Source organism: uncultured Chloroflexus sp. (genome assembly GCF_937129525.1).
In the GTDB taxonomy this organism is placed as follows: domain Bacteria; phylum Chloroflexota; class Chloroflexia; order Chloroflexales; family Chloroflexaceae; genus Chloroflexus.
Genome location: NZ_CAKZNK010000050.1, coordinates 18,560 through 42,573, shown reverse-complemented (window position 1 = coordinate 42,573; position 24,014 = coordinate 18,560). Strand labels below are relative to the sequence as shown.

The window sequence follows — 24,014 nt, the reverse complement described above, 5'->3', positions numbered from 1 at the left end:
TGACAACCAGATTGACGCAGGTTGTCATCCCTGTTGCTGATAACGTGGTGAAATTTGTTTGAACAACCAGGAGAAGAGCCGCGTATGCTCTGGATCAGCCTGATTGCACTGATGCTCCTCATTGCCGCCTCACCGGGGATCATGCTCTACGTTGAACACCGGCAGTCTAACGTTGGCCATTTCGAGCAAACCGGCGACGCTCACGTTTACCGTGATACACCATAAGCCGGCTGCTAACCATCCCTCCTTTGCTACTGCCGGTTATGCAAACCGACTTGCGCATGATTGAAAATTTACCAAGACCAGAACGTACTGTGCCGACCAATCGTCAGCGCTTGAATCGGCGACGACGGTGGACGATGGTTGTTCTCTTTTGCGTCGATCAGGCGCTCATCTTCCTCGGGTTTGCGCTGGCGTATGTGTTGCGTTATCAGGTCATCTGGCCTGCGCCATTTGATCGGATTATCGCTGAAGTGGCAATTGAGAATCAGGTGCTGTTCAGCGCATTTTTACCGATCGTACTCATGCTGCAAGTCTTGCTCGGATTGCGCTTTGTCACGCGCGGTTTCTACCGTTCCAGCCGGCGGATGACCTTTCTCGATGAGGCAGAGGTGATTACCGGTAGCGTCATCACGATGATCGCGCTGGTGATGGTCATCGTCTTTCTGTACCGTCCATTTTTCTATTCGCGCCTGATCTTCGCTTTTGCAGCGGTAACGATCAGCTTGCTCCTGCTGAGCTGGCGCCTGTTCGTGATCGGGATTCGCCACTGGTTTTGGGCACGCGGTCTCGGACGTGAACGGGTTCTGGTCGTGGGTGGCACCGGCCTGGGACAACTGGTGATGCAGGCGATCACCGTCTCACCGGGAGCCGGCTATACGCTGGTTGGCTATCTGAGCGAGGAACCGATTATCGCCAGCCGACGGGCGCGGGTATTTCAACACCTCGGTCATCTCGATGATCTTGAACAGGTAGTCGAACAACAACAGATCCAACAGGTACTCATTGCCCTGCCGTTCTGGGAGTACGATCGCCTGCCAGAACTGGCTGCGCGCTGCCAGCGCCTGGGGGTAGAATATCAGATAGCGCCTGACATCTATCAGTTGAGTTTCGACCGGATTGATATTATGCACTTGAGCGGCGTGCCACTGCTGCAACCGAAAGAGATTCAACTGCATGGTCTCAATCTGGCGCTCAAGCGCACCTTTGATTTAGCGATGGTGCTGCTCACTCTACCGGTGACACTCTTTTTAGCTGCTGTGATTGCACTCTTTATCTGGCTCGACTCAGGCCGGCCAATCATCTTTCGCCAGCAGCGGGTAGGCAAACACGGACGGTTGTTTACCTGCTACAAATTCCGCACCATGGTACCTGACGCCGAACAGCGCCGGAACGAGTTGTTGCAACGCAATGAAGCCGATGGGCCACTTTTCAAAATTCGTGATGACCCTCGCATCACGCGGTTCGGGCGCTGGTTGCGCCGTACCAGTCTCGACGAACTGCCACAGTTGTGGAATATCTTGCGGGGCGATATGAGCCTGATCGGCCCGCGACCTGCGTTACCCGAAGAAGTGGCCCGTTATGAGCCGTGGCATCACCGACGACTCGAGGTGCAGCCGGGATTGGCCGGTTTGCCGCAGGCGCTAGGGCGAAGTGAGATTTCGTTTGATGAGCAGGTTCGGCTCGATATTTACTATGCCGAGAACTGGTCTTTGAGCCTCGATCTGCGGATTCTGATGATGGTGATACCGGCGATCCTGTCCGGTCGTGGCGCGTGGTGATGCGATTCTCCCCGGCAAACTGGCAAAACTGGTCTCAGTGGTGGTGGCTGGCCGGAGCGGTTACCATCGGTGTCGGGCTGGCAATCGCCCCACCACTCACGACAGTGTGGTGGTTGCTCGGTCTCGTTGCCCTCGGCCTCGCCCTTGCCGATCCAGTCTGGCCGGTTGCGCTGGCCATTCTCTCAGTGCCCTTTCAGCAACTGGTTGAACTTCCCGGCGGACTCAGCGTGACTCAGTTCTGTTTTGGGCTGGTGGCGTTGCGGCTGCTCTGGCAGGTAGTTCGCCAATCGTGGCCTCGCCCCGGCCTGCCGGGAATTGCGCTCTTCGGCCTGATCTGGACATTAGGCCTGGCGGCAGTATTGACTCCGCTGAGCCGGATTGAGGCGATCAAAGAAACCTTGCGCTGGGGAACGGTGCTGCTGATCTATCTCGCGGCTGATTGGGCGCTGCGCGATCCATCGCGCGTTGCCTGGCGACGCGCAGTGTTGATCACCTGCCTGCTGGTTGCCCCGGCAGTCACTGCGCTGATCGGTATCGGTCAATTTCTCACCGGTATCGGCCCGGAAAGTTTCGCGATCGGCAATGGTCGAGTGCGCGCCTACGGCACGATCGGTCAACCCAACTCATTTGCCGGCTATCTCAATCAGGCATGGCCGCTGGCCGTCGGAATGGCGCTGGCTCTGCTGGAGACCAGACAGTGGCGAACAGCTCGTTTCTGGGGGACGCTGTGTATCATTGGGATGGCAGGCATCAGCCTCATTGGCGGATTGCTGGCCAGTTTTTCGCGCGGTGGCTGGCTAGGGGCAGCCGTTGGCGTCTTGGCAATCGGTGTTACTTTTGCGGGACGCTACGGTCGGTCAATGATTGGGAATGTCATTACCGTCACGCTGATGACAGGTCTAAGCGGTCTCATTCTGCTGAACAGCGGATTGTTGCCGGCCTCACTCAGCAATCGTCTTACCTCGATCATCGAAAATCTGCGTCCCTTTGACGCCCGCGGTGTCGAGATCACGCCGGCCAATTTCGCGATCGTTGAACGAATGGCTCATCTGCAAGCAGCGCTGCACATGATCGAAGAACGGCCATTGTTTGGGGTTGGGCCGGGTAATTTCAGCGTCGCGTATGAACGGCTCGTCTACAGTGGGGAGACAGCAACCTGGATCAAACCGTGGTATGATTCACGTGGTCATGCGCATAACTACTACCTGCATATTGCCGCCGAGAGCGGGTTGATCGGCGCGACTGCATATCTGATCTTCCTGGGCAGTGTCTGGTATACTGCAATTCGAGCTGTGCGGCATGCTCAGGACTGGATGACACGCGGGATCGCGATCGGTGGTCTCGGCGTAGTGGGGGCATTGAGCGGTCACAATCTGTTTGAGAACCTGCACGTGTTGAACATGGGGGTGCAATTCGGCGTCGTGATTGCTTTGCTGGCAACCATCAATGCCGGTCGCCTCCTCCGACCTGAACCTGAATGAGGATATATGACCTATCTTGTTACCGGTGCAGCCGGTTTTATCGGCAGTCATCTGGTCGATCACCTGCTGGCGCGCGGCGAACAGGTGATCGGCCTTGATAATTTTGTTGACTACTACAATCCGCTTCGTAAACGGCGCAATCTGGCCCAGGCATTGCAGCATCGGGGTTTTACCCTGGTTGAGGGTGATATTCGCGATACCGAGACGATAGTAACTCTATTTGAGCGTTTTCGACCCCGTTTCGTTGCCCATCTGGCCGCGATGCCCGGCCCGCGACCTTCAATCGCCAACCCGCAGCTCTACGAATCGGTGAATGTTGGCGGAACTCTGGTGATACTCGAACAGGCGCGTCGCGCCGACGTTGAACATCTCGTGCTGGCCTCAACATCTTCAGTTTACGGCAAAACCAATCGCGTTCCCTTCCGCGAAGACGACAATACCGACCGACCATTGTCGCCATACGCTGCAACTAAAAAGGCGGCGGAGGTACTGGCGTATACCTTTCACAGTCTGTACGGCACACCGATCAGCGTCGCGCGTTTCTTTACCGTCTATGGCCCGCGCGGTCGGCCCGACATGACACCCTATCTCTTCGTGGAGCGCATGGTACGCGGCCAACCGATCACCCTGTTCAACGGCGGGGAAAATCTGTTTCGTGATTATACTTATATTGATGACATCATTGCCGGCGTGATCAACGCGCTTGACCGACCGCGCGCTTACGAAATTTTCAACCTTGGCCATTCGCAACCGGTTGAATTGCGGCGGTTCGTGAGCTTGCTGGAACAGATCACCGGCTATCGGGCGCAGATCGAAACCAGGCCGTTACCGGCTACCGAACCACCGATCACGTATGCCGATACCACAAAAGCTGCTCAGTTGCTCGATTTTGTGCCGACTGTCGCGATTGAAGAAGGGCTGGAACGATTCTGGGCATGGTATCGAGCCGAAATTAATCGATAGTCACAGTCATTTACGCATGCGTTGCGCGGCTCAGGTAGGATCATGGCAAACATCGAACCTTCATCTGCGACTACTTACAGGAAGGCTCACACATCTATGACCGATCAACCACCGGTGGTTGAAACACCAACCGGCGATCGTGAAAGCAATGGAGAAACGCGCGCGACCTTCTCACTCGGTCAACGTTTGCGCCAGCCACGGACGTTAATCTCGTTTGGGTTAGCGATTGCGATCATCGTATTTGTCACACGCAGCCTCGATATCGATCTGGCGACGACGTGGCAATATATGCGATCGGCCAATCCGTGGCTGCTGGGGTTAGGGCTGATAGTCTTTTACACGACCTTTCCCTTGCGCGCGCTACGCTGGCGTTTACTGCTGGCTAATGCTGACGTGCCAATTGCCGAAGGCCGACACAGTTGGGCATCACTGCCGGCATTGATCGAATATATCTACCTGTCGTGGTTTGCTAACTGTATTGTGCCGGCGAAGCTCGGCGATGCCTACCGTGGCTATCTGCTCAAACATAACGGCAATGTGTCATTCTCGGCCACGTTTGGCACAATCTTTGCCGAACGGCTGCTTGATATGATCGGACTGTTCAGCCTGCTTGTCCTCTCCGGCTACCTGACCTTCGGAGCGCATATGCCAGAGGGCACGCAGATCGTCTTTTTCTTCGGCGGATTGCTTGTCGTCGTGATCGTGAGTGGTCTGGCTGGTATGCGCTGGCTTGGGCCGCAGATCCGCTGGTTTATTCCGCGCCGGTTGCACCGCGTGTACGGCAATTTTGAGCAATCGGCCTTGAAATCGTTTCAGCCGAAGATCCTGCCTCGTCTCTTTGTTTTCACCGGAGCGATCTGGCTACTCGAAGGCTTTCGGCTCTGGTTTGTGATCGAGTCGCTCAACCACACCGGTCTGAACCTGAGCCTGGCAGCGATTATCTTTGTTGCCCTGGCTTCATCACTGCTCACGGCATTGCCAATTACCCCAGCCGGGTTGGGAGTGGTCGAAGGCACGATCACCGTTGTGCTGACTCTGTTCGGTATCGCCGCCAGTCTGGGTGGAGCAGTAACGCTACTCGACCGATTGATCAACTTTTGGAGCATCGTCGTTTTCGGATTCATCCTTTACCTGTTCAGCCAGCGGAAGTAGTCATGCGGATTGGGATCGACTTTACCGCAGGGATCTGGCAGGGCGCCGGTATCGGGCGCTACACGCGCGAGTTGGTGCGAGCTGCTGCGCAGGCCGGGCCAGATTTGTCATTTCACCTGTTCTATGCGGCTGGCGGTCTCGATCCCACCAGTCCTTTTGTTCGCTATGCCCATGATCTGGCAGCCAGCTACCCACACATTACGTTGCGCCCTTTGCCGATCAATCCCCGCTTACTCACCATTATCTGGCAGCGGTTACGACTGCCGCTGCGCATTGAGTGGTTCATCGGGTCACTCGATGTTGTGCATGCGCCCGACTTCGTTTTACCGCCTACCCACGCGCGCGCGCTGCTGACCATTCACGATCTAACCTTTCTGGTTGAGCCAGGTTGCGCCGAACCAAACCTGCGTCGTTATCTGAGCGAAGCAGTTCCGCGCTCGCTCCGGCGCGCCGATCTCATTCTGGTCGACTCGAAAGCCACTGCCGGCGATCTGGGTCGGCTGTATGGCATTCCCAACCAACGGATACGCCTGCTCTACCCGGCAGTCGATGAACGTTTCCGGCCTATCAGCCCTGCCGAATTGCTCATGGTGCGTGAACGGCTGCGCTTACCTGATCATTACCTGCTCTTCGTCGGAACGCTCGAACCGCGCAAAAATCTGGTGCGTCTGCTGCACGCTTTTGCCACGCTACGCGACGATTATCCCGATCTGTACCTGCTAATTGCCGGTCGGCGCGGCTGGTTGTACGATGAGATTTTCACCACCGTTGAACAACATCGGTTGGGCGATCGGGTACACTTTCTTGATTTTGTTGCCGACGATGATCTGCCGGCATTGTATAATCTAGCAGAAGCCTTCGTTTATCCATCGTTGTACGAAGGATTTGGCTTTCCGGTACTCGAAGCGCTAGCCTGTGGAACGCCGGTCGTGACAAGCAGAGTCGCCAGTTTGCCAGAAGTAGCCGGATCGGCTGCCATTATGGTCGATCCACTTGACACAGAGGACATTGCCGCCGGGATCCGCGCCGCACTGACCGATCCGACGCCATTGCGCGCAGCCGGTCCGCCACAGGCCGCCACCTTTCGTTGGGAACAGACCGGACAGGCGCTTGTGACGATCTACCGTGAGCTGGCGGCAACAACCGCTGCCACGTAAGGAACGAAGAGCATGATGCAACCGAACGATCTCACTGCTGAAGCGCTGAGCCGCGGCGCATTACCCGGGCGCGGCTACGCGATTGCCCGGCGTATTTCGCAAATCCTGCACCCGGTACCTTTGGGGGTCGTCAGCATTTTTATCGTTGGCGTGCTCGGCAGCGACAACCGCGTTAATGGATTATGGTGGTCGCTGTTCTGCTCGCTGCTCCAGGTCGTGCCACCGACAGTCTTTTTCAACATTCGGCTGCGTCAAGGCGCATATAGCGATGATGATATTTCCGTGCGCGCGCAACGCAATGAACTATACCTGTTCGGCATGGCAAATGTACTGGCAGGAATCGCTCTGCTCTGGGCATTGAATGCTCCGCTACCGTTGCTGGCAATGCTGGTATCGGTTGCGGTTATGAATCTGCTCTCGTTCATCATCAATTTATTCTGGAAAATCAGCATTCACTCGGCCAGTATCGGTTCGTGCGCAACACTGGCCAGTATCTACCTGCCGGCGCTCGGTGGTGTCTGTTGGGTCGCGGCAGTCGTGCTGGGATGGGCGCGACTGCGCACCCGCAACCACACATTGATGCAGGTTGTTGCCGGTATGAGTCTGGCGGTGGTGTGTGTCCTGGGAGTGTTTCGGGCGTTCAGGTTGATTTGAGGAAGGCGGTCTCCAATCGACATTCGATGTCATTGCCTTCAACCAAACCTGCCTGCCATCCGGTGCGCAGCTAACGCATCACTGTTCTTTACCGGTATTGTTGTTGTTCATCCTCACAGCTACTGCTCTGCCCGAGAGCAGCGAGTTGAAGGCGATGCAATCTGATTGCAAAGCGTAAGTGGTGAGGAATTTCCTTCTTTGTATCATGCTCACGGCATATCTGCATATCAGCGGCAACAATACCAGCTCTTTCAATCAGGAAAATTGCGCAGGAACGGAGAAGACTACTATGGCTCGCCGCGAGGGAATCAATCCCGACGCCGTCTATTCACGTGAAGAAGTTGCGCGCCTGTTAGGGGTAAGTCTGAGCACCGTCAAACGATTGATTAGCAGTGGGCAACTGGAAGCCAGCCGACCCGCCGGCCTGCGTCGGGTCTTTATTCGCGGCGCCAGCATTCTGGCAATGCTGGAAACAACCCGGATCGGCGGCGAGCAACAGGCTTCATCGTGAATGCTACCGGCAATCGATAGCCAGTCAGCGCGTTAACGTGATAGATCTCGATCTCCTGTTTCATCGTCAGGAGCCGCAACCGGCAAGGCGCGCACAATCACCCGTTGCTTAAACTTATCGGGACCGCTTGGCGGCCAGCAGGTTACCATCGTCACTACTTCGTAGCCGGTAGGAGCAATATAACGCGCATTCGCCAGCCGCTGTTCGGGTGGAACTCCTTCTTCATCGACGATAATCCGTTCGCTCACGATATAGCGATACGGCTGGCCGCGACTGTAAACGATTACTTCATCGCCCGGTTTGAGATAGAAGAGATCTTTGAAGACACGACCATAGCCACCCACATGACCGGCGAGAACGATATTATCACCTTCGCCGGGATTGGCTGAACCGCGATGCTGGCCGACAGCATATTCCGCCACCTGCCAGACCGAAATCAACTGACCGTTTTCTTCGATAGTCTCCCAACCCACTTCGATCACTTTAGAATCGAGCTTGATAGCGGGGATCACCAGTCGTTCGACTGCGGCCACCCACTCAGTACGCACCGGTTCTGGTGGCTCAGAAATCAGTAAACCGCTGTCAACCGATGGCAATGCGCCGGTAACTGACGAAGGCGCATCGGCCTGAGCGCCGCCGACGAATGCGGCAGGATCAAACGCATTGGTGGCAGCCGGCGATGTCGGGCTTGACCAGGAAACTTCGGGCACCAGCGGTAACGGACGCGCATCAGCGGGACGAAAACCGCTGGTAGTCAGTTGCGGAGCCGGCAATGGCGAGTCACCGCGCGCAGCCCAGCGATAGTACTCGATCTGCAACGTGGACAACAGGACATAGAGCAATAAACCGGCGCCGAGCAGCATCAGCGCTGTGCCCAACAACCAGGGCAATCGTCGCGCCGGTGGCACCTGTCGCCAGCTTACTCTACGCCAGATCCGGATCGGTAACAGGGGGAGATGGTGAAACATCGCCAATACACCTTTAATTTCATTGCGCAGCATGGTTAGTATACCACGCAGTCCTGAACATAGATGACAATTCCCTACCTGAAGCTACGAGTCGTCTGACGGAGCGGATGTACGAAAAAGTTAAAGGACGGGCAAGATACCCGTCCTGGTCGCCGCTATCAGGAAAACCAGCTCTTTATGCGATATTGGTTGGCTCATCGCGCTGAAGCAGTAACAAGCTCTCGCGCAACGCAATCTGATCGGCTTCTGACAGAGCAGACAACGACGGATCGTGTGGCAGCGTTGCGCCGTGCAAGAGCAGCAATGCGCGCAACGCGAGCGGCCAGGTTGCATCAGCCGATTCGGGAGACGGTAGAAACGACTGATCGCCGGTAAGCAGAGGTTGGTGTGAAGCAGGGGAAGTGCGATGAGCGGCAGTCATGGATTCTCCTCTCTATCTGTCATACAGGTAGTGTAGCCGGAAGCCTGCCGCTCGTCAAGCGGTTTCGGCGATCAATTCGTCAATTCGTTCCAGCACATACGTCGGTTGATAGGGCGAGCGTTCGAGATCGGAACGCTGACTATCACCGGTCAAAACGAGCGCCGTATCCATACCGGCAGTCATCCCCATTGCAATATCGGTCATCAATCGGTCACCAACGATCAGACACCGTTCTGGCGGCAAGCCGATCAGATTACTTACGGTACGCGCCATAATCGGTGACGGTTTGCCAACGATCACCTCACAACGGGTATCGGTACAGGCTTCGATAGCGGCAATAATCGCTGCTGCGTCCGGCTCGCCGCCGCCGGGCACCGGACAGAAGCGGTCAGGGTTGGTAGCAACCAACCGCGCTCCGGCCCGAATAGCATCAAACGCAATCTGCAATTTACGGTAGGTGAAGGTGCGATCGAACGAAGCTACCACAAAAGCGATTTCACCTGGTCGTTCGCTGAGCGGAAACCCGGCAGCTTCAAGTTCGCCGATCAGCGGCGCTTCACCGACCACAAAGAGCGGCGCGCCGGGAGCATTCGCCAGCAGCCATTCCACCATCACTGCCGAGCTATTGATGATCTCGTCGGGGCTGGCGGCAATGCCGAGCCGTTGCAGGCGTTCGGCATACTGCTGGCGTGTTTTGGTTGGATTGTTTGAAAGAAAGGCTATTCGGCGGCCTTCCCGACGCAACGTTGCCAGCATTTCGGCAGCGCCAGGCAAGAGAATGTCTCCAAGGTAGATGGTGCCGTCAAGGTCAAAGATATAACCGTCGTAGCGCGGAATGGGTTGCATACCAGCTCCAAACATATGACGATAAACACAAGAGCGCCGGATCAATATGGCAGGATTGTTTGCCGCGATAAATGTCTGCCCGGCGACAATCAGGAACAGTATCATATCACAAGCCTGCCTGCGCAGGGCGGCGCCGAAACGTCATCAGCGCGCGCTGATTGCGGCGCATCGCGCTCAGGAACCTCAGGCGAGTAGCGGGTTGCGCTCGCTTACGACAGAGATGGCATCACATCGCGCGCAAGGATATGAGAACGGCACGGAGAAAGCTGGAGCCGGACACCTTTACACGTCGCTCAATGCCATAAAATAAGAGGAACAGCGCTCGCGCCATTCCTCGATCAATCTATAAACCTGACAACTACAGCCCGAGGTAAGAGAGCATATCGCGTAGATCATTGAGCGAAACTGGTTTGAGCAGAAAATAAGACGCGCCCGCAGCGAACGAATCCGTTTCCACGCCTGGATCGGCTGAGATCATCACGATCGGCATCGTATATCCCTCCTGGCGGAGTGTCCAGATCATATTACCGCCATCCACTTTGGGCATATGGTAATCGGTGATGATCAAATCATACCATTGACGGCGGGCCTGTTTCAGGCCATCAGCGCCATGGTTGGCCGTATCGACCTTCACGCCACGCCGCACAACTTTCATAGCTTGTTGCAGAAATGAGCGCACATTTGCGTCGTCTTCTACGATGAGAATTCGCATAGTCGTCTCGCTGAATGCAATCAACAAATATCACATCATGAAACGAGGGGTAGAAACAAATTTCCGCACAGTTTCTATGACACTCTCTTAATCCGCTTTTGACAGGATGTGCTACGATCACAAGAGGCGCTAATGGCTTGAGGAGGCAACTATGCAACAACGACAGCGACTCGGCGTGGTGACCGGTGGATCGCTGCTGGAAGGGTTAACCGTTCGACTCGATGCCGGCACCTCGGTCGAGGATGTGCGAGTGGGTAAGTTTGTGGTTGTAAAAGGGCAGCGGTTGACCTTCTTCTCGATGGTGACCGATGTGCGGTTGGGGATGGCGACACCCAAGGTGATGCTCGATCCGCCGCCAGCGGATGAATTCTTCGCCAGCGTGCTTACCGGCACGACCACCTACGGCGAATTGCGCCTTGATCTTCGGCTGATGCTTCCCCACGATGGTAGCGCCGAATTGCTGCCGGTGAAAACGGTGCCACACCATTTTGCGCCGCTTTTCGAAGCCAGCGATGACGATTTCCGTCAGGTATTCGGACAAGAGGAGGGCAGTCGTTTCATGATCGGTACGCCGCTAGATATGAACGTGCCGGTTTGTATCGATCTCAACCGCCTGGTAGAGCGTTCCAACGGCGTTTTTGGCAAGAGCGGCACCGGCAAGAGCTTTCTTACCCGCTTGCTGGTCTGTGGCGTCATCCTCAGCGATGTGGCTTCGAACCTGATCTTCGATATGCACAATGAATATGGCTGGTCGGCGCGTTCGGAAGGAGCCAGGTTTGTCAAAGGGTTGCGTCAGCTTTTCGGCAGCAAAGTATTGATCTATACACTGGCCGGCAGCGATGGCGAGCCGATCCGCGCCAACGAAAGAACTTCAGATGGAACCATCGTAATCGGATACGACCAGATCGAGCCTGAAGATGTATTACTTCTCAGCGAAGAGCTGAATCTGAATCCAACCGCCGCCGAAACTGCCGAATTATTGGTAGATTCGTTTGGACAACACTGGCTGGCCAGACTCTGGTCGATGGATAGCGAGGATTTGCGCGCGTTTGCCGATGAAAAGAGCGCCAGTATTGCGTCGCTGAATGCGTTGAAACGAAAGACTTTACAGCTCAAACGGCTCGGTTTCGTCCGCGAGCAGGCCGACATTTCAGCCGTCGATCATCTGATCAATGCCCTTATGGCAGGACGCCATGTCGTGCTGAGTTTTGGCCGCTACGACGATCCGCTGGCCTATATGCTGGTAGCTAACATTCTGACTCGTCGCATCCATCAACGCTGGCGCGAACAGACCGAGCGGTATTTGTTGAACAAAAATGAAGCCGATCGACCCCGACCACTGATGATCACGATCGAAGAGGCGCACAAGTTTTTAAATCCGCGACTGGCCCGCCAAACCATCTTCGGCACCATCGCCCGCGAGATGCGCAAATACAGCGTCACGTTGCTGGTCGTTGACCAGCGACCTTCATCGATCGACAGCGAAGTGCTCAGCCAGCTTGGCACGCGGATTACGGCGCTACTAAGCGATGAACAGGATATCGATGCCGTTTTCACCGGTGTGGGCGGGAGCGCGCGACTGCGCACTGTGTTGGCCAATCTCGACACACGACAGCAGGCGCTGGTGCTTGGGCATGCCGTCCCGATGCCGGTTGTAGTGCAGACCCGCCCCTATGACGAAACGTTCTACTGTTTCATCGAACAACGCATCCGGCGCGCCAGTGATATGGAAACTGCCCAAAAAGAGGCTGATGAACTCTTCCCGGATTAATCTGGCAGATCGCCAGAGTTCGCCAGCCAGCGTCGCACCCGAATGATCTTATGGCCCGTAGGGAAACTGGCCACTCCCCTGAACCAGCTCACCCGGAGAGAGGCCGGTAGGTGAGAGAGTTCTAAACTGTACTGTCTCGGTCAACACATTGCCGTACAGATCGGTGATTCGAAGCGTAAATGGGCCTGATTCGCCATCGGCGCAACGACACTCGCGAATGAAATAGTTGTACGTCGCGCGGCTCAATTGCACCCACTGCCCTTGTGGGGTAAGATATTCAAGTCTGGTGATCGGATTCCGGTGATTGCGTACCTGAAAGGCCAGCCACCAGGGATTACTCCCATCCTTGAGATGAAACTGCACCGGACTATGCAACGGCGGACTGATGATGCGCCACGTGATCGACACTCTCCCCCAGTTACGTGGCGCAATGCGGTCAAATGCTTCAGGACTAAGATCGAGATGGTTCAACCCGCAGCCGGGATTATCCGGGCACATATCAACGATGCGCACCACGACACTCCCCTGCGGACCGAAGACTTCAACATAAGCGCCGCAATAATCGGCATTGCCGTAGTTGAGATAGCTGATCGCCGCCACCATCCGATCACCGGGAACAGGATCGAACAGGCACGCGCCGCTGCCATCGGCTTCATGGTAGTATGTTGCCTCTCCGCTTAACAGTGGATTTTGAGCTGGTCGGGTGATGAGCGGCACGTAGACCTGATACGGTGGCTGAGCGGCAACACTCGTCAAAGTCGCCATCAGCCAGAGTAGCAATAGCAGCCAGCCTGAATGGATGCGCATCACGCTTCACCTCGCGCCACGTTCCCCTCTTCGACACCAAACGGCCAGACCAATGTCAGGTGGGCCGCCATTGCTACCCGGTTGACTGTGGCCGATCAAATCGTCTCAACCCGTAGCAGACGCCCCCATCAGTTGCTCTAGCCGATCAATATACGATGCCATCACGGCAAACGCGCGCTCCACCGGTTCAGGCGAGGCAAGATCGACGCCAGCTCGCCGGAGCGTTTCGAGCGGGAAGCGCGAACCGCCGGCTTTGAGAAACTCGTTGATGTAACGTTCAGCAGCGCCTTCCTCACCGGCAATGATCGGCGCCGCCAGAGCGTGCGCGCCGGCGATACCGGTTGCGTACTGGTAGACGTAGAAATTGGCATAGAGATGGGTCGAGAACTGCGCCCAGGTATTGCCAACGCGCGCCCGATCAACAACTACCTCCGATCCGTAGCCTTCGGCAAACAGATCGGCCATCAGCTCATTGAAGATAGATGCCGTCAGTGGCTGACCACGCTCGGCCCGCTGATGAATGGCCAATTCAAATCGCGCCAGCGTTGGCATAATAAAGAAATAGCGGTGGAAATTGGACATTGCCTCTTCGATCAGAGCAATCTGCGCATTTCGATCGGTCAGCGTCTTGAAGAGATAATCGCGCACCAATGCCTGATTAAAATTCGAGGCCACTTCAGCCAGGAAGAGGCCATAATTCGAATAAATGACCGGCTGCGCGCGGCGAGTGTAGTACGAATGCATCGAGTGGCCCAATTCGTGGGCAAGCGTGCTCAAGCCGAAGATGTCATCATTGTATGACATCATAATGAACGGATGAGTGCCAGGAGCCCCGGTTGAAAAGGCGCCGGCTCGCTTCCCCCGATTGGGATACACATCAACCCAGCGTTGCTCGCGCAAGCCACGCCGCATGATCTGCACATAGTCGCTGCCGAGCGGCGCCATTCCCTCACAAATCCAGTCAACTGCCTGCTCGTAAGGCACAACTAACGGCGTAGCCAGAGGAGCTTTGGTATCGTAGACGTGCAGTTCATCCAACCCAAGCGCAGCCCGACGCACCCGCCAGTAGCGATGCCAGACCGGCAGGTGACGCTCGAAGGTCGCGATCAGGTTGTGGAACACCTCAAGCGGGATGAAGTTCGGTTTCAATGCCCCTTCCAGCGCCGAGGCATAACGACGGGCGCGGGCGATAAAGACATTCTGCTTGACGCCGGCAGCCAGACACTGAGCCATGGTATTCTCGACAGCGATGTGGGCGTCGGCATATCCTTCCCATGCGTGTTTGCGCAGTACGCGGTCGGGATGGGTAATGAGCGCGTTGATTGTGCCCTGGGTAATCTCGTGGGCCTGACCCTCGCTATCGTAAGCCGGCGGAAAGCGCAGCTCAGCGTTGGCTAACACCCCGTGCACGGCGCTTGCAGCCGCAAACGGATCGCGCACCTGCCCCAACAACTCTTCCACTTCGGCTGAACGAACATGCGCTGCGCGCGCGATCAGGCGCTCGAAGTAGTGGCGATAGGTTGCCAGGTGTTCGTTACTATCAGCCCATGCCAGCAATTGATCACCGCCGATTGTCAGCAACTCCGGCTCACCAAACGCCAGCGCAGCGCTGGCCCGCGCCTGCAAACCCAGCGCCCGATCACGCATCGCGCTTGCCTCACGGTCGCCTGTATCGACTGTGTAAAACATTGTGGCAAAGACCGTAATCTGACCGGTATTACGCACAATTGCCTCACTCAATTCCAGAAATCCGGCAATTGCCTGTGGCCCCTCGCCTAGCCGGCCCCGAAACTGAGCTACTTGCGCGATCATTGAGTCAGTTTCATCAATTGCTGCCTCCCACGCAGCCTTTGACGGAAAGATACTGTACGGATCCCACTTGTACTGATCAGGTATTTCGCTGCGTTCCCGAATTGCCACCATTGCAATCATCTCCTGCGGTACGATTGAGGCTCGCAGGTATTATAAACCTGTTTAACATTCGCAGATGCCATGCAATTCATGACAGGCCTTGTTACAATGCATGCGCCAACGCAACCTCACGTATAGCTAATAGTAGCAACCTCGCGCTAAGATGGAGCCGTCCATGAGCAGAGAACGACGCCAAATCCTGTTAGATCGCTTTGAACGCGCAACCGAAATTCCGCTTCTCTTGCTTTCAATTGGCTTTCTTGTGATCTTGTTTGCGATTGAGAGCGGTATTGGTAGCGCCGAAATGATCTCGATCCTGGAAGGGCTACTCTGGTTGATCTGGGGAATGTTCGGGATCGAATTAGTCATCAAGTTTTATCTCGCCCCGGATCGCCGGCAATATCTGCGCTCGCATTGGATTGAAGTCCTGATCATCGCCTTGCCGTTTCTGCGTCCGCTACGACTCCTATGGTTGCCTGTCATCCTCGCCCGGCTTTGGCGCCAATCGCGCCGCGCATTACGCCAGCGTATGCCGGCATTGATAGGCATCGCCAGTTTGATCATCGTGCTGACCGCCGCCACATTGATGTTTGTCGCCGAACGAGGTAGCGACGGTCCAATCAACTCATTTGCCGATGCAGTATGGTGGGCAATCACCACCATTACCACAGTCGGCTATGGCGACACCTATCCGGTCACAGCGATGGGGCGGGGCGTAGCAGTCTTTCTCATGCTGGCGGGAATTTCACTCTTCGGCTTATTAACGGCTAACATCGCCGCATTTTTTGTTGAAGAAGATGCGGACGACCGCACTCAGAGCGAGCTAGCCCAAATCAATCAACGGCTGGAACGGATTGAACAATTATTAGCCATTCTGTCCAGGCCGACCGGAGAACACTCATTCCCAGCCAGAGAACAGTAGATACAGAGTTCAGACGGGCGAGGAGTGGCGGGGCTGGCGCGACTCGAACGCGCAACCATCGACTTAGAAGGTCGGTGCTCTATCCATTGAGCTACAGCCCCGCGCGCCCATTACTATACTGCAAAGTACCCGATTCTGGCAAGAGTATCTGACTGATGGCCACCCATCGGATCAGGCGCGCAGAGCGGCGCTTCACGCTGACCAGCGGACGGCAGATCGTGAACGGCGGATCACGACATTACTCAATTTGCCGCAATCTGTTCAAAACTGAGCTGGTAGTTGCGCGCGGCGACATCACCTAGTCGCGCCGGCCACCGACCGGTCAGCGCCTGCGCAATCTTGCCGGCATGCTCGTGACAATTTTCAATGAACAGGGTATAACGCTGCTGGATACCGGCAGCCACCGTACCGGCGAGATAGAGACCGGGAACATTCGTCTCCATCGTATTCGGATCGTACACCGGCACCCGATTCGGCCCCTGCAAGATCACACCGGCCTGTTCAAGCAACCGTTGGTCACCTCGAAAACCGGTAGCTAGCAAAACAAAATCGGTTGGATGGTAAAACTGTTCGGCAGTTGGCAGTCCTTCTTTGTTGGTGTGCGCCAGCCACACCCCACCGGCGTCAATCGCCACTGGCGTGGTTTGGGGCAGAAACCGGATCGTGCCGGCCTCGACCTGAGCAGCAAAATCAGGCAACAGCCAGTGCTTGACTCGCTGAGCATCAAGCTGCGCCCGCCGATACGAGAGGGTCACCTGCGCGCCGGCGCGCCAGCAACGCAGCGCCGCTTCAACTGCCGAATTCTTACCGCCAATGATGAGTAAACGACGACGAAAGTAGTCGTGCGGATCGCGAAAATAGTGACTCACGTGCGGCAAATCTTCGCCGGGAATATTGAGTCGGTGCGGGAAGTGCATATCACCGATTGCCAGCACCACCCGCCGGGCGCGATAGCGACGCAGCCCGCTGAGGGGTTGGGTGATCAGCGTAAAACCCTCTTGATCACGCATCAACTCGATCACCGGTTCATACGTCTGCACGTGCAGATCGAATAGCTCCACCACCGAACGCAAATAGGCCAGATACTCTTCACCGGTAATCCGCTGCTGATGATTATTGGGAATCGGTACCCCGGCAATCGCCAGCCGCTCGGTCGTGCTGAAGAAATTGGTATTCCGCGGCCACCACGTCATGGTGTAACCGACCTGATGAGCATCGAAGTGAATATAATCGATGCCTGCCTGCTTGAGACAGACAGCCACTTCAAGACCGATCGGCCCCGCACCGATAATCGCCACGTCGTGTGCCGAGGTTATAGGCAGGCTAGTGGTTGTCATGAACGTATCCCTCCAGTGTCACTTTCTGATCGCCATTTGTATCATACCCGCAAAAGACACAAATCATCGCGCTCTACCATCGATCTACCGTCAATCCGAAGAATGACCAGATAAGCTGTGAACCGGCACGCAAAATTGTCTATTGACACAAACGTTCGAGTATGGTATGGTAGTAGCAGAAATTTACGAGGATCTACGCGCAAGGAAGAGGAGGTACCGCGATGCTGACCACAGCAGACATTCCCCAGGCCGATGTGATTTGGGATGTAGCGCGCGTTCCAGAAGCTATCACGCGCGGACGCATGACGGCGGAAGAGATTGGCGAATACATCGGCGCCAAAGGTCAGCGTCAGGGCCTCTACTATATGCAGGCGGCGCGGATCATTGGCCTGATCGAACTGAGCGAACAGACCGACTCAGCTCGGCTCACCAAATTTGGGTTAGCCTTTACCCGCTACAACCGCGCCGATCAGCGCGCGGCGCTCCGGCGACAACTGCTCCGCTACGAGCCAACCAAATCGGTCATCGCCGCGCTACGCGCCGCACCCGAAGGGCTTGAGCGGCGCGATATTGCCCGCATCCTGCAACAACTCGCCCCATTGGCCGTTTCAACGGCAATGCGCAGGGCAGCTACTATCACTTCCTGGTTGACCGAGATAGGTTTAGCTTACTGGCACGACGACCGCATCTACTACTGCGGGCCAGAGTTACCGCTACCGGTCACGCCACCACAACCTCCACGCAATTCAATGCAGTTTATCACCGGCGCGTGATCACATCATCGCAGGTCAGGCTACCAGGATCAGGCGAGACACTTTCATCAGTCCCTCCGCCTAAACGCAGTTCAGGGATAGATCGACATTTCACCAGACAACAACGTGCCATAGAGGCGAGACACTTTCATCAGTCCCTCCGCCTAAACGCAGTTCAGGGATAGATCGGCATTTCATAAGACAACAACGTGCCATAGAAGCGATGTAGACGGTTATTTGGTGACCATCCAGATAGAACGACCGTTATCCCACAGCGCGCCGTCTCCACCTGATGCCGGGCGCGACTTGCGGTGCCCTGCTGCCCCCGCGCTACCACAGCGCGCGAGAAGAAGCCAACGCCCGGCTTCCCAATGCCGGGCGTGACCTGCTGCGGCACACCGCCCCCGCGTTGCTACAGCGCGCAAACGCGAGTAGCGACCTCGCCTCGCTGCGAGGACGGAGGATGTTTAAGAAATTTCCTAAACTGCCCGGTGAAGACCGTAGAGACATTGCCTCCAACGTCCCTACGGCTCCCCACACCCCGGCAAACCAAAACATCAGCCGTCGCCCGGCGCTGGGGGTCGATCCCAGCGCCGCCCCCAGAAGTACCCGCCACCCCCGCCTTTCCTGCTACCACCCCTTTGACATCAGACCGCAGCTTCCTGATCTCCTGTCATTTACCTTGATGTCTACAGCGCTACGTCGCCTGTGAAGTCTGACTGACCGGCGCCGGCGCAGCTACACGCCAGTGCAGCGATGCCATTCCCAGCAATCCAACCAGGGCCAACACCACAAACATGGCGCTGTAGCCGGTCAACGTTGCCAGAACACCTACCACAATCGGGCCTAACGCCGCTACCGGCGCTAATGCCAGGTTGGCGACACCGATGTAGGTTGTGCGTTCAGCCGGAGGGCTGAATGCGAATACCAGCGTGAAGCCAGAAAGCTGATACCCTGCCTGAGATGCTCCAACCAGCGCGAAGATGAGGTAAAACCACGCGCTTGTTGGCGCCAGTATCGCTAATACCAGGGCAGCAATACCCATACCTGCCGACACGACCAACACCTGCTTGTGTCCCCATCGATCCGCCAGCGCGCCAAGCCCGATATTGCCTGCCGCCTGCGCCGCCAGCATCATGCCGGTAAGCAGACCAATCTCAGCGGCAGGCAGATGAAATCGCTCAAGCGCCGCCGCAGTGAGAAAGCTGTGACCGGTTAATCCCAGCGCAATTGCTGCCCGGCAGAACAGGTAGCGCCGAAACGCCACATCGCGCCGCAAGAGTGGCCGCAATCCTCGCATAAAAACATGAAATGGACGAGCCGGCACCGGTGCCTGAGCCGGTTCAATGGTCAATGCGAGGAAGATGTATGAAACCACCATGGCCGCAAAACAGATCAGGGACAGAATACCAACACTCTGTGGAAAGGGTTGCTGCGCCAAAATGGTTGCCGCCAGGGCGCCGCCGCCGATCCCCAATAGCCCACCCAGGCCAGCCTGCAATCCAAAAAAGACACCCCAACGCTGCGCCGGAATGACCCGCGCAATCAGGTCTTGCCACGCAATTGAAGTTAGCCCGGCGCTGGTTGCGAAGATTGCATACAGGCCCAGCACAATGACCAGCAACATGCTCGCCGGCAAACCTGGAAGAGTGAGCAAAATGATACCTAGTACCAGAAACGGTAAGCGCTCGCCAATCGTCGCTAGTAAGACCCACGGTTTACGCCGGGGCTGCGCTGCTACCAGTGGCGCGGTAAAAAGACCTGGTAACAACCAGCCGGCAAAGAAGATCGCCGGTATCAGTCCCTGCGCCCAAGGGGCATCGGTCAGCCGTTCAACGATGAGCGGCAATACTGTAAAACGCGAAACAAGACTGACGCCAAACGTGAAAATACTTCCATCCAGCACATTCAGCCAGAAATTACGCCGGGCATAGCGAGCCAACACCGTTTCTGACATCGTGGTCATAAAAGTTTTCCTGCCATTCGTCACTGATAGTTGCCCAACTCCAACGGCATCGTAGCACTCTCATTGCCAAAACGGATCATTCACGCGACGGATCGGTCTGCGCATGTGGAAGATTCGCCAATTTTCCTTCGCACCTCTTGCAATCTGGTTAAAGTGTGTTATACTTAGGAAGTCAGTCAACGTCGTGTGCTGCGAGACCGGCATCAGAGTTCTCTCGCTCCTGGTCGATCGGCAAAGCTTCATCGCTCGAAGCAAGAACGTTGTCGATCGCCGGGGCGAACGCCCGATGAAGTTATCATCGGCGGCGGCTGTACGAGAGGTCTTTGATAGCCGGTTTTTGACATGCCACGAATGTGTGTCAAACCAAGTCTCTGTGGAGTGTATGCAATGTTGGTGAAACTGTTCGTCGGGAATTTGCCGTGGAGTGTGGGTGACGCTGAGCTGGGTGCGATCTTCGAACCGCACGGCGAAGTGCAGAGTGCGCGCGTGATCAATGACCGTGATACCGGTCGCTCGCGCGGCTTCGGGTTTGTTGAGGTCGAGACTAATAACGTTGCCGCACTGATTCGCGCAACCGACGGTCTTGAAGTGGGTGGCCGCAATTTGCGGGTGAATGAGGCCGAAGATAAGCCTCGCAATGCGCCACGTGGCAATTTTAGCCGTCGCTATTAGAGTCTGATAAATCTGCGCATATGCCTGATCAGTTCAGGTGGTTGCGCAGGTCATCGCTCACACAACATGGAAAGACCGGCAAACACTTGTGTTCGCCGGTCTTTAGCTTTTGCCGCGTCGGTTCTGGTCGAATAATCGACCGCTACCGGATACATTTTCTACACACTTTGTAATGAAGTCAATCAATTTCTTCGGACAAATAGTAACAGATAGATGATCTCTGCCATCTACCTGATCGTCTGCTTGAGGCGCTCAACCAGCTCGATGTAACGATTCATTGCCTCAGCAGCCGGGAGGCCTTTCAATTTGGCCCAGGCATCATACTTGAGTCGCCCTGTCATATCGAGCACGCCAGGACGCGATCCCTGCACATCGCCAACGGTTGCTTGTTTGTACAGGGCGTACAACTGCAACAGCGTTTCATTATCCGGTCGACGCGGTAATTGCTGTACTTCTTGCGCTGCACGCTCGAAGGCCGATTGGAGATCGCTCATATTGTACTCCTCACTCTGCGCGAATGATGGTCGTATCGTACCATACTTTTCCTTGCTTCGCCTGCCTGCTGCTCTGTTCCTGTAAACGCACTGCGTTATGCTGACACTGCGCGGCAATAAGCTGTCAGTCTCACGCACCCGCAATTGAGGTACAGCGCAAGAAACATTATTTGCGCGGGCAACGCAATGCCGGATTACTCGTCGCGCAACGCCAGTGCCGGACTGATCCGACTCATGCGCAACGCCGGCCAGATACCGGCCAGCAGGGCCGCGCCGATCGCAACTGCCAGTGCCTGCCCAAATACAGCAGGATCAACCGCCAACTCTAGCGTCCAGCCAAATGAACGCTTGTTGATCACGTAGGTCAGCACCAGTGCCAATGCAAACCCTAGCGGCGCCGCCAGCAGACCGGCAGATAGCCCCATCAGGCCAGTCTGACTGAGCACGGCGCCCCATAGTTGACCGGGAGTAAGGCCGGTCGCGCGCAACACTCCCAGTTCCCGCGCGCGTTCGAGCTGCAACGCCATCAACGCGCTCAAGATCCCGATGAAAGCAACAATCGTTGCCAGGAGTTGCAACACCGAGGTGATGGCAAATGTGCGATCAAAGACGATCAGGGTTCCTTCACGCAAGGCCCGACTTGAATTGACTAACACTGCGCCGTAGGCTGAACTAACGGCACGCACTCGCTCAATAACTGCATCAACATCGTAGCCAGCGCGCGCGTAAATCGCCAGCGATGAGATTGCGGGATCGTCCCACAGTTCACGGTAGGTTGTGTCGTTAATCCGCACTACGCCCCGGTCAGAGGTGTAATCGTAGTAGACGCCGGCAATCGGCAATTCGCGCAGACCGCGATCGGTACGCACGGTCAACGTATCGCCCACACCTAAACCACTGCGGAAGGCAAGCGGCTCAGAAATCAACACGGCCCCCCGTTCCCATGCCGTCCAGGTTGCAGCATCACCACCTTGCTGGAAACGCAAAGCCCGCCGACCACGTTCGGTCGCGCCACCAATCGCAACCAGCGTGGTCGGGCCAACTGGCAAATCGATCTGAACACTACGAAAGGTGGTAATCGACTCAACTTCAGGCAATGCCGCCAGCGCAACTGCCAATGTCGAATCAAGAGTAGTATCAATCCGGTTAGCAACGTTACTCGGTGGTGAAAGATAGATGTCGGCAATCAGGCTCTGTTCCAGCCAGTTGATGACCGTCTGCCGGAAGCTGCCAATCATGATACCGACGCCAATCGTGACCGAGACCGCCACCATCAACGCTGCCACTGCCACTGCAGTGCGTGACAGGCTGGCGACCACATCACGGGCAGCCATCCGCCCCAGAATGCCCAATGCGCGCCCCAACCCCGGCTGCAAAAGACGCATAAGCGAAACTAATGCCAGTGGAGTAAGGAATGCCGCGCCAATCACGATGGCAAAGAGACCACCAAAGGCGATATACAAACCGGGAGCGCCGGCCTGAGCGGGTAGGGCAAGCAGCGCTCCTCCTAGCGCGAGCAAAGCAATTCCGCCACCGGCTAACCGCGGCGTTGCCCAGCGTACCCGATCTTCGATGCTCGAACGGCGCAACACCGCGCGCGGCGGGGTATACATGGCCTCTAACGCCGGCGCCAACGCTGCCAGCAAGGTCGCGATCACGCCGAGTGCCGCGCCTTTGAGCAGCACCGTTGGCTCGATACTGAGATCGCGCACTGTCACCACAAAATAGAGATCATTAATCGTTTGGGTAACCAGCCCCACCAGCCCGCGCCCCAACACAACTCCCAACGCCAGGCCACCGGCAACACCGAGTAGACTGATGATCAGCGCCTCTGTCAGTACCAGTGCGGCAAGTTGCTCTCGGCTCACACCGACGCAGCGTAACGTGCCCAGCAACGTTCGCCGCTGTACCACGCTGAAGGTCATCGTGTTGTAAATCAGGAACATACCAACAATCAACGCCAGCAGACTGAGCGCGGTAAGATTCAGCTCGAAGGCGGCAGTCATCTGTTGGAGTGCGCCGGCGCGCGCTGCCACCGGCTGCACCGTTGCTCCTGCCGGCAACAGCGTGGTCAGCACAGTCAGATCGAAGCCTTCTGGCACAATGAGATCGATCCGATTAAGCCGGCCCGCGCTCTGCAACAACTCCTGCGCGCTGGCAATATCCACCACGATCATACCGGCCAGCGCCCGCCGGCTCAGATCATCAGCCGGATTAAGTATGCCAGCGATCTGGAGCAGAGCAGTGCGAGCGCCAATCTGGATCGGCAACTGATCACCGAGCTGCAATCCGGCTCGTTCCGCATTGTCGCTCGATAGCAAAGCAGCTCCCGGCTCAATCAGCAACGTAGCCAGGTCAACCGTTCCGTCACCGGCGAGATAAGGACGAAACGGCCTCTCAGCGAATGGATCAATCCCGAAGAGCTGATACACACCAGGGCCGAGAGCGGGAACTGTCACGTACCCTTCGACAACCGGCGCAGCGGCCAGAGCAGGGAAGCGGCGACGGAGATCGGCATACACTGTTTCGGGTAACCCGGTCGGACCACCAACAACGAAGTGAGTCGCCTGACCGGCAACGGTATCGCCGGCAAGTTGAAACGCGCGTCGCGCGCTGGCATTGGCCAGATCGATGGCAACCACAACGGCGACGCCTAATGCTACCCCCAGCACACAGAGCAACATCTGCCATGGATGGCGCAAGATCCAGCGAAGCGAACTGCGAACGAGCATAATC

General features: G+C 56.4%; 22 protein-coding genes and 1 tRNA gene. 12 read left to right on the top strand and 11 right to left on the bottom strand.

Going from position 1 to position 24,014, the window contains the following annotated elements; translation table 11 throughout:
• Positions 1–84 precede the first annotated feature (84 nt).
• From Q0650_RS05125 to Q0650_RS05090, 8 genes are all read left to right on the top strand, one after another.
• On the top strand, positions 85–225 hold the full coding sequence (locus Q0650_RS05125; protein ID WP_298816584.1) for a hypothetical protein: 141 nt from the start codon (positions 85–87) through the stop codon (positions 223–225).
• 89 nt (positions 226–314) lie between these two features.
• Complete coding sequence (locus Q0650_RS05120) at positions 315–1,781, top strand: sugar transferase (protein WP_298816583.1); 1,467 nt, start codon at positions 315–317, stop codon at positions 1,779–1,781.
• Positions 1,781–3,262, top strand: coding sequence for an O-antigen ligase (locus tag Q0650_RS05115; RefSeq protein WP_298816582.1), 1,482 nt, complete (start codon positions 1,781–1,783; stop codon positions 3,260–3,262). The genes Q0650_RS05120 and Q0650_RS05115 overlap by 1 nt, the downstream gene beginning before the upstream one ends.
• Before the next feature lie 6 nt (positions 3,263–3,268).
• Positions 3,269–4,225, top strand: coding sequence for a GDP-mannose 4,6-dehydratase (locus Q0650_RS05110; RefSeq protein ID WP_298816580.1), 957 nt, complete (start codon positions 3,269–3,271; stop codon positions 4,223–4,225).
• Positions 4,226–4,321: 96 nt separating this feature from the next.
• Entirely contained in the window at positions 4,322–5,377 is a 1,056-nt protein-coding gene (locus tag Q0650_RS05105) for a lysylphosphatidylglycerol synthase transmembrane domain-containing protein (RefSeq protein WP_298816578.1), read from the top strand.
• A 2-nt stretch (positions 5,378–5,379) separates the two neighbouring features.
• The gene (locus Q0650_RS05100; RefSeq protein ID WP_298816576.1) at positions 5,380–6,534 is read left to right on the top strand and encodes a glycosyltransferase family 1 protein; all 1,155 of its coding nucleotides are present in this window, start codon (positions 5,380–5,382) and stop codon (positions 6,532–6,534) included.
• 12 nt (positions 6,535–6,546) lie between these two features.
• Complete coding sequence (locus tag Q0650_RS05095; protein ID WP_298816574.1) at positions 6,547–7,188, top strand: phosphatase PAP2 family protein; 642 nt, start codon at positions 6,547–6,549, stop codon at positions 7,186–7,188.
• Between the two features lie 289 nt (positions 7,189–7,477).
• Positions 7,478–7,699: a helix-turn-helix domain-containing protein gene (locus Q0650_RS05090; RefSeq protein WP_298816572.1), complete on the top strand. Its 222-nt coding sequence runs from the start codon at positions 7,478–7,480 to the stop codon at positions 7,697–7,699.
• Positions 7,700–7,731: 32 nt separating this feature from the next.
• On the opposite strand, the gene Q0650_RS05085 is transcribed toward Q0650_RS05090, so the two are convergent.
• From Q0650_RS05085 to Q0650_RS05070, 4 genes are all read right to left on the bottom strand, one after another.
• Complete coding sequence (locus tag Q0650_RS05085) at positions 7,732–8,700, bottom strand: sortase (protein ID WP_298816570.1); 969 nt, start codon at positions 8,698–8,700, stop codon at positions 7,732–7,734.
• A gap of 142 nt (positions 8,701–8,842) precedes the next feature.
• On the bottom strand, positions 8,843–9,088 hold the full coding sequence (locus Q0650_RS05080; RefSeq protein ID WP_298816568.1) for a hypothetical protein: 246 nt from the start codon (positions 9,086–9,088) through the stop codon (positions 8,843–8,845).
• A 54-nt stretch (positions 9,089–9,142) separates the two neighbouring features.
• Positions 9,143–9,934, bottom strand: coding sequence for an HAD-IIA family hydrolase (locus Q0650_RS05075; protein ID WP_298816566.1), 792 nt, complete (start codon positions 9,932–9,934; stop codon positions 9,143–9,145).
• A gap of 358 nt (positions 9,935–10,292) precedes the next feature.
• On the bottom strand, positions 10,293–10,646 hold the full coding sequence (locus tag Q0650_RS05070) for a response regulator (protein ID WP_298816564.1): 354 nt from the start codon (positions 10,644–10,646) through the stop codon (positions 10,293–10,295).
• A 151-nt stretch (positions 10,647–10,797) separates the two neighbouring features.
• On the opposite strand from Q0650_RS05070, the gene Q0650_RS05065 reads away from it, so the two are divergent.
• Positions 10,798–12,417, top strand: coding sequence for a helicase HerA domain-containing protein (locus tag Q0650_RS05065; RefSeq protein ID WP_298816561.1), 1,620 nt, complete (start codon positions 10,798–10,800; stop codon positions 12,415–12,417).
• A gap of 48 nt (positions 12,418–12,465) precedes the next feature.
• On the opposite strand, the gene Q0650_RS05060 is transcribed toward Q0650_RS05065, so the two are convergent.
• Both Q0650_RS05060 and pepF read right to left on the bottom strand, forming a co-directional pair.
• Entirely contained in the window at positions 12,466–13,224 is a 759-nt protein-coding gene (locus tag Q0650_RS05060; protein ID WP_298816559.1) for an expansin EXLX1 family cellulose-binding protein, read from the bottom strand.
• A 105-nt stretch (positions 13,225–13,329) separates the two neighbouring features.
• Positions 13,330–15,147, bottom strand: a complete 1,818-nt coding sequence (gene pepF, locus Q0650_RS05055) for an oligoendopeptidase F (RefSeq protein WP_298816558.1) — start codon at positions 15,145–15,147, stop codon at positions 13,330–13,332.
• Positions 15,148–15,310: 163 nt separating this feature from the next.
• On the opposite strand from pepF, the gene Q0650_RS05050 reads away from it, so the two are divergent.
• Entirely contained in the window at positions 15,311–16,057 is a 747-nt protein-coding gene (locus Q0650_RS05050) for a potassium channel family protein (protein WP_298816556.1), read from the top strand.
• A 25-nt stretch (positions 16,058–16,082) separates the two neighbouring features.
• On the opposite strand, the gene Q0650_RS05045 is transcribed toward Q0650_RS05050, so the two are convergent.
• Both Q0650_RS05045 and Q0650_RS05040 read right to left on the bottom strand, forming a co-directional pair.
• A tRNA-Arg gene (locus Q0650_RS05045) sits at positions 16,083–16,158 on the bottom strand.
• Between the two features lie 141 nt (positions 16,159–16,299).
• Positions 16,300–17,394, bottom strand: coding sequence for an NAD(P)-binding domain-containing protein (locus Q0650_RS05040; RefSeq protein WP_298816554.1), 1,095 nt, complete (start codon positions 17,392–17,394; stop codon positions 16,300–16,302).
• A gap of 221 nt (positions 17,395–17,615) precedes the next feature.
• Between Q0650_RS05040 and Q0650_RS05035 the strand changes: the two genes are divergently transcribed.
• A complete protein-coding gene (locus Q0650_RS05035; RefSeq protein ID WP_298816552.1) occupies positions 17,616–18,167 on the top strand; it encodes an AAA-associated domain-containing protein in 552 nt (183 codons plus the stop codon).
• Positions 18,168–18,843: 676 nt separating this feature from the next.
• Here Q0650_RS05035 and Q0650_RS05030 read toward each other — a convergent pair.
• A complete protein-coding gene (locus tag Q0650_RS05030) occupies positions 18,844–20,112 on the bottom strand; it encodes an MFS transporter (RefSeq protein ID WP_298816549.1) in 1,269 nt (422 codons plus the stop codon).
• A 387-nt stretch (positions 20,113–20,499) separates the two neighbouring features.
• On the opposite strand from Q0650_RS05030, the gene Q0650_RS05025 reads away from it, so the two are divergent.
• Entirely contained in the window at positions 20,500–20,784 is a 285-nt protein-coding gene (locus Q0650_RS05025; RefSeq protein WP_298816547.1) for an RNA-binding protein, read from the top strand.
• 227 nt (positions 20,785–21,011) lie between these two features.
• Here the strand turns inward: Q0650_RS05025 and Q0650_RS05020 are convergent, their stop codons facing one another.
• Both Q0650_RS05020 and Q0650_RS05015 read right to left on the bottom strand, forming a co-directional pair.
• The gene (locus Q0650_RS05020) at positions 21,012–21,278 is read right to left on the bottom strand and encodes an acyl-CoA-binding protein (RefSeq protein ID WP_298816544.1); all 267 of its coding nucleotides are present in this window, start codon (positions 21,276–21,278) and stop codon (positions 21,012–21,014) included.
• Positions 21,279–21,472: 194 nt separating this feature from the next.
• The gene (locus Q0650_RS05015) at positions 21,473–24,010 is read right to left on the bottom strand and encodes an FtsX-like permease family protein (RefSeq protein ID WP_298816542.1); all 2,538 of its coding nucleotides are present in this window, start codon (positions 24,008–24,010) and stop codon (positions 21,473–21,475) included.
• Between the last annotated feature and the right edge of the window lie 4 nt (positions 24,011–24,014).